The following is a 13,967-nucleotide window of genomic DNA, read 5'->3' on the forward strand; positions in this document are numbered from 1 at the left end:
AGGAGGGCATTCTCGTTCTACGCCACGCTCACCCACCGACCCACACCGGTGGATCAGGGCTCAGCCGGCGGGGCCCGGCCCGGCGGCGTGGCCGCCGCCCGCCAGGATCGCGGTGGCGCCGCCCTTGTCCGTCAACGGGTCGGCGTGCCGGTGCACCAGGCCCCACACCCCGTCCACCCGCTCGTAGACCTGCGTGACCCGTAGGACGACGGGCGCGTCCGTGTCGCGTCCGGCGACCTGCTGGCGGCCGCGCTCGAGGCACACCGTGAAGCCGAGGTCGCCGCTGCACCCGGCCGACAGCACCTCCTCCTCGACGTAGCCCGTCACGAACCCGGCGGCCACCCACTCCAGGCGCGGACCGACCTCGTCCCAGCCCGCCTCGTACGCGCCGAGCCCGCCGAAGATGCTGACCCGGTCCTGGTGGTGCCAGCAGGCCTTGTACGGCTCGGGATCACCGTTCACGAAGTCGTTGACGGCGCGGCGGACCCGCTCCAGGGCCGCACGGAAGTCCTCGTCGAGCTCCACCGTGTTCCTCCCGCCACTCGCGCCGGGGATCATCGTGACCACGCGGGGACGCGTTGTCCAGCAACGTCTCACCACGGGGGGACCGGCCGGTCGGGCGGCTACCCGGGCGGGCCGCCGAGCTGCGCGACGACCGGGGCCCAGCGCGCGACGTCGTCGGGCCCGGCGACGTCGGGTGGGGCGACGAAGACCGTGCACACCCCGGCCTCGGCGAGCGCGCGGTAGCGCGCCACGTGCCGGGCGGCCGTCCCGGCGTGGTGGCGGCCGGCGAACGTCACGGCGTCCGTGCGGCCGCGCAGGCGCTCGACGAGCGTCGCGACGTGCTCGCGGTCCTCGCCGAGGACGGGCACGTCGAGGACCGTGACGTGTTTCTGCGGCCCCGCCGCGGCGACCTCGTCGACGCGCGCGACCGGCACGTTGCAGGCGTCCCCGACCGTCGCGGCCAGCCGCAGCATCCGGCGCCCCGTCCCGCCGACGACGATCGGCAGCGGCCCCACGGGACGCGGGTAGCAGGTCGTCTCCGGCAGCCCGGCGGCCGGCCGGGTGCCCGACGCCCACAGCGCGCGCATCGTCGCGACCGCGTGCTCCAGCGCGTCGACGCGGTCGCGCGGCGGGGGGAACGAGAGCCCGAAACCCGCGTGCTCCCGGCCCCACCACCCCGCGCCGAGCCCGCAGAACGCGCGGCCGCCGCTGAGCGCGTCGAGCGTCGCGAAGGCCTTGGCGAGGATGCCGGGGGCGCGGAACGTCACCGGTGACACGAGCGTCCCGAGGTGCAGGGACGTCGTCGCGCCCGCGAGCAGGCCCAGCGTCACCAGCGGCTCGGGGATCGCCTCGAACGGCCGTCCGACCTGCGGGATCTGGATGAGGTGGTCCATGAGTGCGAGCCCGGCGAACCCGGCGTCCTCGGCCGCGGCGGCGACGGACGTCAGCCACGACGAGGGGTCGTCGCCCCAGGGGAAGCGCGAGACCTGCAGGACGAACGACAGCCGTCCCGGCTCGGCGAACAGCGGTGTCCCGGCGGCGTGCTCGGCGACGGGCGCCTGCGGCCCGTCGGGCGCCGGACCGCCGTCCTCCCGGACGACGACGTCCCAGCCCTCACCCACGATCTCCGCCGACACCCCCGGCATCCGGCGCAGCTGCGACGTCAGCGCGGGCGCGGGTACGGGCCGGTCGCGCCCGCGGTTGCGGGCGCGGCACACCGCGGCCGGAGTGTCGAAGACCGCCGCCACGCACGGCAGCCCGACGGCGCGACCGGCCGCGAGCCAGGCCCGGCGGCGGCGCGCGTCGAGCCCGAGGGTGTCGACGACCGTCGTCAGCCCGCGGCGCAGCCGGGCCGCCACGACGGCCTCCAGGACGGTGAACGCGTCGTCGGTGGCATCGAGGTCGGCCGGGCCGGAGCCGACGCGGCCGCGCAGCGCGTCGGAGGAGACGATCTCCGCGTCGCGGTAGCGGGCCGCGGCCCACGCCGACTTCCCGGCACCGGCCGGCCCGACGAGCACCACCAGCGCCGGATCGGGCAGCTCCACGCGGGGAGTATGCCGGTGGCCGCGCGGATCGGGGCGTCCGTGCGCACGGGCCTGAGCGACCGCTGAGAGCCGGGTGCGCGCCGCTGGCATGCTGAGGAGGTGCGCGCCCGGCCCCCGGGCCGGGGGAGGACACGAGTGGTGACCACGGCCGGCGAGACGAACGCGACGGACGAACCGGCGGCCCGCCCCCGCCGCGGTGGCCCACCCGGCGGGCTGCTGGTGCCGCTGGTCGTCGTGCCGCTGTTGCTGTTCGGCGTCCCGCTGTGGACGGTCGTGCTCGGCGGGCAGAGCTGGCCGGCCTGGGTCGTCGTCGCGGGGGTCGTGCTGGCCGTCCTCGCTCTCGCGGGGCTGCCCGTGCTGATGGCGGTCGGCCACGGTCGCCGGCACGTCGACGCCGCGGCGCGGGTCGGTGACACGCTGCTCGGCGTCGCCTGGCTGCTGTTCACCTGCAGCGTGCTGGGGTTGCTGCTGGAGCTCGTGCTCCTGGTCATCGGTGTCCCGGACCCGCTGCGCTCACGGGTCGTGGCGGGCGTCGTCGTGGGCGGCTGGCTGCTGCTCGTCGCGTACGGGCTGACCGAGGCGCTGCGGGTGCCCCGGGTCCGCACGCGGGAGGTGGCGCTCGAACGCCTCGGCCCGGGCCTGGACGGCACGCGTGTCGTCGTGCTGGCCGACACCCACTTCGGGCCGCTCGACCGCACCCGCTGGTCGACCCGGATGGCGGCCGTCGTCGCGGGGCTGGCGCCCGACCTGCTGGTCCACGCCGGGGACATCGCCGACGGCGACGTCGCCGACCGCGGCGGCCAGGTGCGGCCCGTCGGGGAGCTGCAGGCCACGCTGGGCCGGTTCTCCATCGTCGGCAACCACGAGCACTTCTCCGGTGCCGCGCAATGGGTCGAGCACATGCGCGGGCTCGGCTGGCAGCCGCTGGTCAACGAGCACCGGCTCGTCGAGCGGGGCGGTGACCGGCTCGTCGTCGCCGGCATCGACGACCCGACCGGCACCGGCCGCGAGCTCTCCGGTGGCCCCGACCTCGCCGGCGCCCTCGCGGGCGCGGACCCGGACCTGCCCGTCCTGCTGCTCGCCCACCAGCCCCGCCAGGTCCGCGACGCCGTCGCCGCGGGCGTCGACCTGCAGATCTCCGGGCACACCCACGGCGGCCAGATCTGGCCCTTCCACCTGATCGTCCGGCTGGAGCAGGGCGCGCTGGCCGGGCTCAGCAGCCACGGCCCGCGCACCCGGCTCTACACCAGCCGCGGCTCCGGGTTCTGGGGCCCGCCGCTGCGGGTCTTCGCGCCGAGCGAGATCACCGTCCTGGTGCTGCGGGCCACCGGCTGAGCCGGACGCGTCCGGGACCGGCTCAGAACCGGACGGGCAGCCGGTGCAGGCCGTGGATCAGGGAGCTCTCCCGCCAGGCCAGCGACGCCGGCTCGGCCGCGAGCTCGATGTCGGGGAACCGGTCGAGCAGCGTCCGGAAGGCGATCTCGCCCTCCAGCCGCGCCAGCGGCGCGCCCAGGCAGTGGTGGATGCCGTAGCCGAAGGCGACGTGGCCCGAGGTGTCGCGCGTGACGTCGAGCTCGTCCGGGCGCTCGAACCGGCCCGGGTCGCGGTTGGCACCGATCAGCGAGACGAGGACGAGCTCGCCCTCCGGGATGGTCACCCCGCCGATCTCGACCGGCGCGCTGGTGTGGCGCATCGTCGCGAGGTTGACCGGGCCGTCGAAGCGCAGGAACTCCTCGACCGCGTTGGGCACGAGCGACGGGTCGGCGCGCAGCGCGGCGAGCTGGTCGGGACGGCGCAGCAGCGCGAGCATCCCGTTGCCGATGAGGTTGACGGTGGTCTCGTGGCCGGCCACCAGCAGCAAGAACGCCATCGAGATGACCTCGATGTGCGAGAGCCGGTCGCCGTCCTCGGAGGCGGCGACGATCGCGGACAGCATGTCCTCGCCCGGCTGGGCCGTCTTCTGCGCGACGAGCTCCGCGAGGAACTGCGCCATCGCCTGCGCGGCGGCGGACCGCTCCTCGGGCTCGCCCGCGGACAGCAGCGTGTTCGACCAGGTGCGGAACTCGTCGCGACGGTCCTGCGGGACGCCCAGCAGCTCGCAGATGACGGTCATCGGCAGCGGGAACGCGAACTCGTCGAGCAGGTCGACCTCGGGCCCGTGCGCGGTCATGGAGTCGGCCAGCTCGGTGGCGATCTCGGTGATCCGGGGCCGCATCTGCGCGATGGCCCGCACCGTGAACGCCCGGTTCACCAGCTTGCGCAGGCGGGTGTGGTCGGGCGGGTCGCTGTTGAGCATGTGCTCGACGAGCGAGTTCGCGAACTCGGCCATCCGCACCGTCGGCGCCGCGTGCCGTCCGATCAGGTCCTGGAAGCGACGGCCGTTCTTGGCCAGCCGGGCGTCGTTGAGCGCGGGGCGGACGTCGGCGTAGCGCGTCACCAGCCAGACGACCAGCCCGGGCGGAGCGACGATCCTGGTCACCGGCGCTTCCACGCGCAGCCGCCGGTAGAGCGCGTCCGGGTCGGCGAAGAAGTCGTCGTCCAGCGGAATCGGGTCGGTGTTCCCCACGGTTCGGGTCATGGCTCGGTCCCCCTCCCGGCGGCCCCCCGCCGCCGTCGGCCCTTCCGACGCTAGCCCCGTCCCGGCCGGGGACGCTGAGCGTTCGCTGAAGATCGTCCGCGGTGCGTCCCGGCTGTCCGGTTCGTCGCGGCCGGCGTGGCACGGCTCACGTGCCCGACGGTGATCGGCTGGTGGGCTCGGGCGCCCTCGACCATCATCGGCGCGTGACGTCACCGGTGATCGTCGAACTCGCCCTCAACGGCCCCACGCCGCGCAGCGTGAACCGGCACGTGCCGCGCTCGCCCGCGGAGATCACGGCCGTGGCGCTGGAGGGCATCGAGCTGGGCGCGTCGATCGTCCACAACCACAACGACGACCCCATGTTCACCGCCGACGGCGTGCACGCCGTCGAGCCCTACCTCCGGGCGTGGACCCCGATCCTCGACCGGTACCCCGACGTGCTGCTCTACCCGACGATGGGCGCCGCGGCCCGGGGCATCCCCGTCGAGCGGCGCTGGGCGCACGTCGAGGAGCTGGCCCGGCGGCGGATGGGGATGACGCTGGTCGACCCCGGGTCGGTGAACCTGGGCCTGACCTCCGACGGCGCGCTCGACCCCGTCGCCGCCGCCGAGCCCTACGCCAACCCGCACGCCGACGCCGACCACATGATCACCCGGACCGCCGCGTTGGGGGCGGCACCGAGCATCTCGATCTTCGAGCCCGGCTACCTGCGGACGGTGCTGACCTGGCACCGCACCGGTCGGCTGCCCGCGGGCGCGATCGTCAAGCTGTACTTCGGGGGGCGGCTTGAGTTCGGGCTGCCCCCGACGCCCACGGCGCTGGAGGCCTACCTGGAACTGCTGGCGCCGTCGGGGTTGCCGTGGTCGGTGGCGGTACTGGGTGGCGACGTCGTCGGGTGCGGGTTGGCCGAGCTGGCCGTGCGCCGCGGTGGGCACGTCCGGGTGGGCCTGGAGGACCACGCGGGGCCGGGCGAGCCGAGCAACGCCGACCTGCTGCGGGCGCTCGGGGAGCTGTTGGCCGACATGGGCCGGGTACCCGCGTCGATCGCCGAGACGCGCGCGATCCTCGGCGTCCCCGCGACCGCCTGAGCGACGCGCCGCCGCGGGGCCCGAGGTCCGAAGCCTCACTCCGCCGCGCCGGAGACGGCCCGTCCGGAGCAACGATCACCGGGGCCCCGGCCACTACCGTGGACGGATGGTCCTGCGCGCCAGGGAGATCATGACCAGCCGCGTCGTCACGGTCCGGGCCGACGCGCCCGTGACGCTCGCCGAGCAGCGGCTCGCGGAGTTCAGGTTCAGCGCCCTGCCGGTCGTCGACGAGCGCAACCGGCTGGTGGGGATGGTCAGCGTCGTCGACCTGCTGCGCCACCGGGAACAGAACCCCGGCGACGCGCGGACGCCCGTCGAGTCGGTCATGACCCGCGACATCGTCCACATGTCGCCGAACGCGGGCGTCGGCATCGTCGCCCACCGCATGCGCACCTACGGCGAGCTGCGGGTCATCCCCATCGTCGACCGCGGCGTCCTGGTCGGCGTCGTCACGCGCAGCGACCTGATCCGGCCCCGTCCCACGGGCGGACCGATCCGCCGCGCGGTCCGCCGGTTCCTGGAACGTCGGTCCGAGGAGAACCGCCCGTCGCACACCTACCGGGCGCCCGCCCGGCCGCCGCGCTCCCTCCCGGACGACGCCCTCGTCCGCGCCGCCATGACCACGGGCGACCTGGTCACCATCACCGAGGACCGGCCGACGGAGGAGGCCGCGGCGCTGCTCACCGGGCGGCGGCTGACCTCGATCCCGGTCGTGACGGCGGGGGACCGGCTCGTCGGGGTCATCAGCGAGGCCGACCTGCTGCGCGACCCGCTCGACGGGCGCCGCACCGGCTCGCCGCGCACGGTCGGCGGTGCGATGACCCGCGACCCCGTCGTGGTCGGTCCCGACGACGAGCTCGCCCGCGCCCGCGCGCTGATGGCCGAGCGGGGCTTCCGGATCCTGCCGGTCGTCCAGGCGGGACGGCTGGTCGGCGTCCTGAGCAGGCGTGACCTGCTCTGACCGAGAGGAGGGCGACTACGCGACCACCTGCGGCAGGTGCCAGCCGAACGCGGCGCTGACCAGCCGCAACGCCAGGCAGGCGGCGGCACCCACCACCATCGCCGCCGCTCGCGGCATCCCGGACCGCCGCGCGACGACGACCACGAACGCGCCGAGGGCCGCGGCGAGCGCGTAGATGTCGGTGCGCAGCACGGTGGGGACCTCGCGCAGCAGCAGGTCGCGCAGCACGCCGCCGCCGACCCCGGTGATCGTCCCCAGCAGCACGGCCAGTACGCCGCCGACCCGGCGGTCGAGCGCCTTCGTGGCCCCCACGACGCAGAACAGCGCGAGGCCGGCGGCGTCGAGCGCGACGAGCACCGGCGCGGGGACGGCCCGCACGCCCGCGTACAGGACGACCACGATCGTCGCGCCGGTGGCGATGACCGCCGGATAGGCGACCGAGCGCAGCGCGGCGGGCGGGACGTCGCCGAGCAGCAGGTCGCGCAGGATGCCGCCGCCGACGGCCGTCGCGAAGGCGACGACGAGCACCCCGAACAGGTCGAGCCCCGCGGCGGCGGCCTGCGCGCCGCCCTCGACGGCGAACAGCATGGTCGCGGCGAGATCGGCCGTGGTCAGCATGCCGGCGGGGCGGACGCGCACACGCCACCCTAGAACCGCACGTCACCCTGGAACCGCTCGGACACACCGCTGCGGCACACTCCAGGCAACGCGTCCGGACCCGGGCGCGCCCCGTCGCGAGGAAGGTCACCGCAGCCGGCCATGGACTTCTACTCCGCGTACCGGCACGGCTTCCTGCGCGTCGCCGCCTGCACCCTGCGCACCGTCATCGCCGATCCGGCCGCGAACGCCGCGAGCGTCCTGGAGACGGCCCGGGCGCTGCACGACGACGGCGTCGGCATGGCGCTCTTCCCCGAGCTGACGTTGTCGGGGTACTCGATCGAGGACGTCCTGCTGCAGGACACCCTGCTCGACGCGGTCGAACGGGCGCTGGCCGACATCGTCGCCGGCTCGGCCGACCTGCTGCCGGTCCTCGTCGTCGGGGCACCGCTGCGGTACCGCCACCGCATCCACAACTGCGCGGTCGTCATCCACCGCGGGCGGGTGCTGGGGGTGGCGCCGAAGTCCTACCTGCCGACGTACCGGGAATTCTACGAGCGCCGCCAGGTCGCGCCGGGCGACGACATCGCAGGGACGCTCCGCCTCGCCGGTGCCGACGTCCCGTTCGGGCCCGATCTCCTGTTCGCCGCGGCCGACGTGCCCGGGTTCGTCCTGCACGTCGAGATCTGCGAGGACATGTGGGTGCCCGTGCCGCCCAGCGCCGAGGCGGCCCTCGCCGGTGCGACGGTGCTCGCGAACCTCTCCGGCAGCCCCATCACCGTCGGTCGCGCCGACGACCGGGCGTTGCTGTGCCGCTCGGCGTCGTCGCGGTGCCTCGCCGCGTACGTCTACGCGGCGGCGGGTGAGGGGGAGTCGAGCACCGACCTCGCCTGGGACGGCCAGACGATGATCTTCGAGAACGGCGTGCTGCTCGCGGAGAGCCCGCGGTTCCCGAGGGGGCCGCGCCAGGCCGTCGCCGACGTCGACCTCGACCTGCTGCGCGCCGAGCGGCTGCGCATGGGCACGTTCGACGACAACCGCCGCCACCACGCCGCACGGCTGGACTCGTTCCGGCGCATCGAGTTCCGGCTCGAGCCGCCGGGCCACGACATCGGCCTGCGCCGGGAGGTCGAGCGCTTCCCGTTCGTGCCCGCCGACCCCGCGCGGCTGGAACAGGACTGCTACGAGGCCTACAACATCCAGGTGTCCGGGCTGGAGCAGCGGCTGCGGGCGATCGGCCAGCCCAAGGTCGTCATCGGCGTCTCCGGCGGGCTCGACTCCACGCACGCGCTGATCGTCGCCGCCCGGGCGATGGACCGGGAGGACCGGCCGCGCAGCGACATCCTGGCGTTCACGCTGCCCGGCTTCGCCACCGGCGAGCGCACGAAGAACAACGCGACCCGGCTGGCAGAGGCGCTCGGCGTCACGTTCGAGACGATCGACATCACCGAGACGGCCCGGCTCATGCTGCGCAACCTCGCGCACCCGTTCTCGTCGGGCGAGCCGGTCTACGACGTCACGTTCGAGAACGTCCAGGCGGGACTGCGCACCGACTACCTGTTCCGGGCCGCCAACCAGCGCAACGGGATCGTCCTCGGCACCGGCGACCTGTCCGAGCTGGCGCTCGGCTGGTCGACCTACGGGGTCGGCGACCAGATGTCGCACTACAACGTCAACGGCGGCGTGCCGAAGACGCTGATCCAGCACCTCATCCGCTGGGTGGTGTCGTCGAAGCAGTTCGACGACGAGGTCGGCGCCGTCCTCACCGACGTCCTCGACACCGAGATCACCCCCGAGCTCGTCCCGGTCGACGACGAGCGTCCGGTGCAGAGCAGCGAGGCGACCGTCGGGCCGTACTCGTTGCAGGACTTCACCCTCTTCCACGTGCTGCGCTGGGGGATGCGCCCGTCGAAGATCGCGTTCCTGGCCTGGCACGCGTGGCACGACGTCGAGGCCGGCGACTGGCCAGCCGGCTTCCCCGAGGCGGACCGGGTCGCGTTCGCCATGTCCGACGTCCGGCGCTGGCTCGAGGTCTTCGCCCAGCGCTACTTCGGGTTCGCGCAGTTCAAGCGGTCGGCGCTGCCCAACGGGCCCAAGGTGTCCGCGGGCGGGTCGCTGTCGCCGCGGGGGGACTGGCGCGCGCCGTCGGACATGTCGGCGCGGATCTGGCTCGACGAGATCCGCCGCGAGGTACCGCCGGCCTGAACCGGGCGCAGGGGCCGCGTGTCCACCGATCGACGGACACGCGGGTCCTCCGGTGCGTCCTCCCGTCGGCCGACGGTGCGGGCGGGTGTTCGGCGGGAGTCTCGATCGGTCGAGGGAGACACCCCGCCGCCGGATCCGAGGAGGTGCCGCCGCCATGACCGCGCCGAACCCTGCGCCGAGCCCCCCGGACCGAGAGCCGCCGTCCGCCACCGGCCGCGCCCGGACACTCGTCGCCGCGGCCGCCGCCGCGCTGGCCGCGGTCGCCGTCACGACCGGCGTCGTCGTCGGCCTCACCGCGGGGACGCCCGCGACGCAGCCGGCGGCGGCCGCCGCGGCGACCGCGAGCCGTCCCGTCGCACCGGGCGGACACCACGCGGGGCCCGCCGCCCCCGCGACGTCGTCGGCCGCGATCACACTGTGCGGCAGGAGCTCGGCCGGCTGAGTGTTGCGGGACCTCGACGCCCGAGGCACATGCCGGCACCGCATCCGCCCCAGTGGACGGCTCGCCTGTGTGCCCGCCCCGGACCCACCGCACCCTGCCCGGGCCCACCCGCCCTCCCGAGCGCAACCTCACCGTCCGCCGCGGCGCGGATCCGAGCGCTGGGGTTGCGCGCGAAGAGCCCGGGCGCAACCTCACCGTCCGCGGCGACGCGAATCCGAGCGCCGGGGTTGCGCGCGGAGAGTCGTTCGACGCCAGTAGCCCGTACCACACGGCGGCGGCGTCGGCGGAGTGGCCGACCTTCGACCAGGCCAAGGCCACACAGCTGGTCGACGCCTACCGGGCAGGCGGCGGCAACCCGGACTTCGTCTTCAAGACCACGACGACGAGGCAGGCCTTCGCGGAGTTCCTGCAGGCACAGATGGCCGCGATCGGCATCCACGTCACGGTGCAGACCTACGACCTCGCGCAGTTCTCCTCGTCCGTGCTGCAGGGCGGCGACTTCCAGCTGACGACATGGGTCGGCCCGTTCGACAACCCCGACCCGGGGGCGTCGCGGCTACTGCACTCGGGCGGCAACGGCAACTACGGCAAGTACGCGAACCCGCAGGTCGACCAGTGGCTCGACGACGCGGCCGCGACGCAGGACCCGGCGCAGCGGACGAAGGACTACCAGCAGGTCGAGCTACAGGTGAACAAGGACCTCGTCGTCGACTTCTTCAGCCGCTCCTACCTCTCGACGATCACGAAGAAGGACGTCAAGGGCATGGACCGGTTCCTCTCACGCGACATGTGGTTCGCCGGGACGTGGCTGGACCGGTGACCGGGACGCCGTCGGCCTGAACCGACGCGCCGCCGGCCGGGACCGAGGCCCCGGCCGGCGGCGCGGTGGAGTGCGCGGGCCGGTCAGCCGTGATGTCCGCCGTAGCCGCCGGAGTGGTCCCAGCTGCTGTCGTCGCGGTGCTCGTGGCAGCTCTTGTCGTGCTCGTAGGACTTGTCCTCCCAGTGGTGGTGCTGGGACTTGTCCTCCCAGCTGTCGTTGCAGCTGGTGTCGCGCCAGTCGTCGGACTTGTGGTGGCTGCCGTACTGCTCCTCGTACCGGTGCTTCTCGTGCTCGGAGTGGTTGTGGTGCTTGTCGTTGTCGTGATGCTTGCTCTTGAACATGACGACCTCGTCTCCTGAGGGTGCTGCGGCGGGTCGTGCGCGGAGCAGGCTGTTCCGTAAGGAGAGGTTCGTCGGTTCGATGTGCCGCGTTACGCCTGATCAGGTCGGGTGTCCGTACCATCCGGTACGTCCGGTCCGTCCAGCAGATCACGACGCTTGCGCAGGCCCGCGAGGTCGCCCGCGGCGAGCGCCCGCCAGAACCGCAGCGTCGCGTACTCGACCTCCAGGCCCAGTTCGAGCGTGATGAGCCGGGGGTTGTCCGCCGGGTCGGGCCCGAACCGCTCGACCATTCCCTCGTAGAGCGCGATGCGCTCCTCGTGCCGGGCGATCTGCTGGCCCGCGAGACGCGTGACGTCGTCGGGGTTGCCGACCTCGTTGAAGAACAGCTTGAGCTCGGCCGGGTCGCGTATCTGGAAGTGGCTGTCGCTGGGCTCGGCGATCCACGCCTCCAGCGCCGCGCGGCCTTCGGGGGTGATCGAGTACGTCTTGCGCCGTCGCCCGGAGGTCTCGGACTCGCAGGTCAGCAGGCCCGCGTCGGTCAGTCGCTCGGGCTCGGAGTACAGCTGGGCGTGCGGGAAGTGCCAGAAATAGCCGACGGAGTGGCCGACCGCGCGCTTGAGGTCGTACGGCGTCGACGGTCCGCGCAGCGCGATCATGCCCAGAACGACGTAGGACGTGGGCGACAACCGGACATCGGGCACGCTCGGCATGCTATCCGGCTCGGACGGTCCGAGCGGGACGGTGCGTCCGGCACCACAATCGCGGATCACGGGTCGTCGAGGACCGGCATGTGGATCCCGGGGTCGCGGCCCAGTCGCGCGGCGCGGGTGACCGCCTCGCCGCCGAAGCGGTCGCGCAGCTCGTCGAGCGTCGCGTCGAGCTCCGGGCCGGCGTCGCGCTCGAACGGCAGCACGAGCTGGACGGCCCCGTCGTCGTCCAGGTTGGCCAGCGACAGCCCGACGAGGGTGATCCCGCGGTCGAGGATCATCGGCATCGCCGCGTGCAGCAACTGCCGGGCGGCGCGCAGGATGGTCGGCGTGTGCGCGGTGGCGCCCGCGAGGGTGTGCGAGCGCGTCGCCCGGGTGAAGTCGCCGAACCGCAGCCGCAGCACGACGGTCCGGCACACGCGGTGCCCGCCGCGCAGCCGCTTGCCCAGCCGGTCGACGATGCCCGCGACGATCGCGTCGAGCTCCTCTGGCGGGCGCTCGCGGCGGCCCAGTGCGCGCTGGGAGCCGATCGAGCGGCGGCGCACGCCCGTCTCGACCCGGCGCGGGTCGAGGCCGTGGGACAGCGCGTGCAGGTGCCGGCCCGCGGCCCGGCCGAGGAACGAGACGAGTGCAGGCTCGCCGAGGCCCGCGACCTCCGCGACCGTCCGCACCCCGATCGCGTGCAGCTTCGCCGACGTCACCTTCCCGACCCCCCACAGGCGCTCGACCGGCAGCGGGTGCAGGAACTCGAGCTCGGCCTCGGGCGGGACCCGCAGCAGCCCGTCGGGCTTCGCCACCCCGCTCGCGACCTTGGCCAGGAACTTCGTGCGCGCGACGCCGACGGTGATCGGCAGCCCGACCTGCTCGGCGACGTCGCGCCGCAACCGGGCCGCGATGTCCATCGGCGCGCCCGCGATCCGCCGCAGGCCGCCGACTTCGAGGAACGCCTCGTCGATCGAGATCCCCTCGACCAGCGGCGTCGTCGACTCGAACACCCGGAACACCGCCTTCGACGCCTCCGAGTACGCCGACATCCGGGGGCGGACGACGACCGCGGCCGGGCACAGGGCCAGCGCCTGCCGCCCGCCCATCGCGGTGCGCACACCCGCGGCCTTCGCCTCGTAGCTGCAGGCCAGCACGACCCCGCCGCCGACGATCACCGGACGGCCCCGCAACGCGGGATCGTCGCGCTGCTCGACCGACGCGAAGAACGCGTCGAGGTCGGCGTGCAGGATCGTCGCGTCGCGGGACACGAACACATGTTCGCATCGGCCACCGACGGTCCGCGTCCGCCGACGGGGCGGCTACCCGGTGCCCTGGTCCTGGATCACCGAGAGGACGTTGCCCGCCGGGTCGGTGAACCACGCGATGGGCGGCCCGTACCGCCGCTGGACGCCGCGCTCGTCGGTCCAGTCGCTGACCTGGAACGTCACGCCCTTCGCGACGAGCGCGTCGACAGCGGAGTCGACGTCGCCGACCCGGAAGTTGAGGATCGTGAACGACGCCGGGACGTGGTCGGGCTTGGGGTAGACGAGGGTGTCGCAGGTGCTGCCGGCGTCGCCCGCGAGGTGCAGGACGAGCATGCCGTCGCGCTCGGAGAGCCGGACCCCGAGGACGTCGCCGTAGAACGCCTTGGCGGCGGGGATGTCGTCGACCGAGAACCCGCTGAACGCGGGCGTCTTCTCGAACATGTCGGTCCCTTCCGTTCGATGGGGGTGATGGTGCCGTGTCCCGGGTCAGGGCTGCAGGTCGGTCGCGGCCCGGAAGGAGCCGTCCATGTGGAACGGCGTGGACGTGTGCTCGTGCACGACGCGCCAGCGGCCCTGCACCCGGCGCAGGCACGTCGTCGCGCGGTACCAGAACGAGAAGCCCTCCGCGGCCCCGGCGGGGACCGCCGACATCCGGCGCAGGCCGTGCGCGAAGGCCAGGTCGCCGCCGACGGTCACCTCCAGCTCGGTGGTCTCGATGGTCACGGGTCCGTCGAACCCGGCGAGCCAGGCCCGCACGCCCGCGGCGGCGTGGCCGCGCCGGCCCAGCGGCGGGGCGAGGTCGAAGATCATCGCGTCGGTCGCGTAGCGGGCGACGGCGAGCTCGGCGTCGCGCGTGCGCATCGCCTCGGCCTCCTCGGCGAGCAGGGCTCGCACGGCGGCCTCCTCGGCGAGCAGGGCTCGCACGGCGGC

The 13,967-nt window shown here is 74.2% G+C and carries 15 protein-coding genes; 6 read left to right on the top strand and 9 right to left on the bottom strand.

Features of this window, described 5'->3' with window-relative positions:
- Positions 1-60: 60 nt before the first annotated feature.
- Together PSD17_RS15295 and PSD17_RS15300 are read right to left on the bottom strand one after the other, a co-directional pair.
- Positions 61-525, bottom strand: coding sequence for a YybH family protein (locus PSD17_RS15295; protein ID WP_013675879.1), 465 nt, complete (start codon positions 523-525; stop codon positions 61-63).
- Between the two features lie 98 nt (positions 526-623).
- Positions 624-2,048 (bottom strand): LLM class flavin-dependent oxidoreductase, encoded by a 1,425-nt coding sequence (locus tag PSD17_RS15300; RefSeq protein WP_339123093.1) that lies wholly within the window; start codon positions 2,046-2,048, stop codon positions 624-626.
- A gap of 138 nt (positions 2,049-2,186) precedes the next feature.
- Between PSD17_RS15300 and PSD17_RS15305 the strand changes: the two genes are divergently transcribed.
- On the top strand, positions 2,187-3,383 hold the full coding sequence (locus tag PSD17_RS15305) for a metallophosphoesterase (protein WP_339123094.1): 1,197 nt from the start codon (positions 2,187-2,189) through the stop codon (positions 3,381-3,383).
- Between the two features lie 22 nt (positions 3,384-3,405).
- Here PSD17_RS15305 and PSD17_RS15310 read toward each other — a convergent pair whose 3' ends face one another.
- Entirely contained in the window at positions 3,406-4,626 is a 1,221-nt protein-coding gene (locus tag PSD17_RS15310; RefSeq protein WP_339123095.1) for a cytochrome P450 family protein, read from the bottom strand.
- Between the two features lie 203 nt (positions 4,627-4,829).
- Here PSD17_RS15310 and PSD17_RS15315 point away from each other — a divergent pair, with 203 nt between their 5' ends.
- Together PSD17_RS15315 and PSD17_RS15320 are read left to right on the top strand one after the other, a co-directional pair.
- The gene (locus PSD17_RS15315; RefSeq protein ID WP_339123097.1) at positions 4,830-5,714 is read left to right on the top strand and encodes a 3-keto-5-aminohexanoate cleavage protein; all 885 of its coding nucleotides are present in this window, start codon (positions 4,830-4,832) and stop codon (positions 5,712-5,714) included.
- 106 nt (positions 5,715-5,820) lie between these two features.
- On the top strand, positions 5,821-6,675 hold the full coding sequence (locus tag PSD17_RS15320) for a CBS domain-containing protein (protein WP_339123099.1): 855 nt from the start codon (positions 5,821-5,823) through the stop codon (positions 6,673-6,675).
- 15 nt (positions 6,676-6,690) lie between these two features.
- Here the strand turns inward: PSD17_RS15320 and PSD17_RS15325 are convergent, their stop codons facing one another.
- Entirely contained in the window at positions 6,691-7,314 is a 624-nt protein-coding gene (locus PSD17_RS15325) for a trimeric intracellular cation channel family protein (RefSeq protein WP_013675873.1), read from the bottom strand.
- A 120-nt stretch (positions 7,315-7,434) separates the two neighbouring features.
- Between PSD17_RS15325 and PSD17_RS15330 the strand changes: the two genes are divergently transcribed.
- From PSD17_RS15330 to PSD17_RS15340, 3 genes are all read left to right on the top strand, one after another.
- On the top strand, positions 7,435-9,477 hold the full coding sequence (locus PSD17_RS15330) for an NAD(+) synthase (RefSeq protein ID WP_013675872.1): 2,043 nt from the start codon (positions 7,435-7,437) through the stop codon (positions 9,475-9,477).
- A 154-nt stretch (positions 9,478-9,631) separates the two neighbouring features.
- Positions 9,632-9,919 (top strand): hypothetical protein, encoded by a 288-nt coding sequence (locus PSD17_RS15335; protein WP_339123103.1) that lies wholly within the window; start codon positions 9,632-9,634, stop codon positions 9,917-9,919.
- A gap of 52 nt (positions 9,920-9,971) precedes the next feature.
- On the top strand, positions 9,972-10,739 hold the full coding sequence (locus PSD17_RS15340) for an ABC transporter substrate-binding protein (RefSeq protein ID WP_339123105.1): 768 nt from the start codon (positions 9,972-9,974) through the stop codon (positions 10,737-10,739).
- A gap of 83 nt (positions 10,740-10,822) precedes the next feature.
- Here the strand turns inward: PSD17_RS15340 and PSD17_RS15345 are convergent, their stop codons facing one another.
- The 5 genes from PSD17_RS15345 to PSD17_RS15365 all read right to left on the bottom strand — a co-directional run.
- A complete protein-coding gene (locus PSD17_RS15345; RefSeq protein WP_339123107.1) occupies positions 10,823-11,080 on the bottom strand; it encodes a hypothetical protein in 258 nt (85 codons plus the stop codon).
- A gap of 89 nt (positions 11,081-11,169) precedes the next feature.
- Positions 11,170-11,790, bottom strand: a complete 621-nt coding sequence (locus PSD17_RS15350; RefSeq protein ID WP_013675868.1) for a PadR family transcriptional regulator — start codon at positions 11,788-11,790, stop codon at positions 11,170-11,172.
- Between the two features lie 56 nt (positions 11,791-11,846).
- Positions 11,847-13,046 carry a DNA polymerase IV gene (dinB, locus tag PSD17_RS15355; RefSeq protein ID WP_013675867.1) on the bottom strand — a complete coding sequence of 400 codons (1,200 nt, stop codon included), beginning with the start codon at positions 13,044-13,046 and terminating at the stop codon, positions 11,847-11,849.
- Positions 13,047-13,091: 45 nt separating this feature from the next.
- A complete protein-coding gene (locus PSD17_RS15360) occupies positions 13,092-13,478 on the bottom strand; it encodes a VOC family protein (protein ID WP_339123113.1) in 387 nt (128 codons plus the stop codon).
- 45 nt (positions 13,479-13,523) lie between these two features.
- Positions 13,524-13,967: YybH family protein (locus PSD17_RS15365; protein WP_339123115.1), on the bottom strand; the 444-nt coding region annotated here is incomplete at its 5' end.

The sequence above is a fragment of the Pseudonocardia sp. D17 genome (genome assembly GCF_036984265.1).
Taxonomy (GTDB): domain Bacteria; phylum Actinomycetota; class Actinomycetes; order Mycobacteriales; family Pseudonocardiaceae; genus Pseudonocardia; species Pseudonocardia benzenivorans.

Bases quoted from the DNA above. Each gene is read 5' to 3' on its own strand.
- PSD17_RS15310 (WP_339123095.1), bottom strand. From the start codon at position 4,626: ATGACCCGAACCGTGGGGAACACCGACCCGATTCCGCTGGACGACGAC.
- PSD17_RS15320 (WP_339123099.1), top strand. From the start codon at position 5,821: ATGGTCCTGCGCGCCAGGGAGATCATGACCAGCCGCGTCGTCACGGTC.
- PSD17_RS15330 (WP_013675872.1), top strand. From the start codon at position 7,435: ATGGACTTCTACTCCGCGTACCGGCACGGCTTCCTGCGCGTCGCCGCC.
- PSD17_RS15335 (WP_339123103.1), top strand. From the start codon at position 9,632: ATGACCGCGCCGAACCCTGCGCCGAGCCCCCCGGACCGAGAGCCGCCG.
- PSD17_RS15345 (WP_339123107.1), bottom strand. From the start codon at position 11,080: ATGTTCAAGAGCAAGCATCACGACAACGACAAGCACCACAACCACTCC.
- PSD17_RS15350 (WP_013675868.1), bottom strand. From the start codon at position 11,790: ATGCCGAGCGTGCCCGATGTCCGGTTGTCGCCCACGTCCTACGTCGTT.
- PSD17_RS15360 (WP_339123113.1), bottom strand. From the start codon at position 13,478: ATGTTCGAGAAGACGCCCGCGTTCAGCGGGTTCTCGGTCGACGACATC.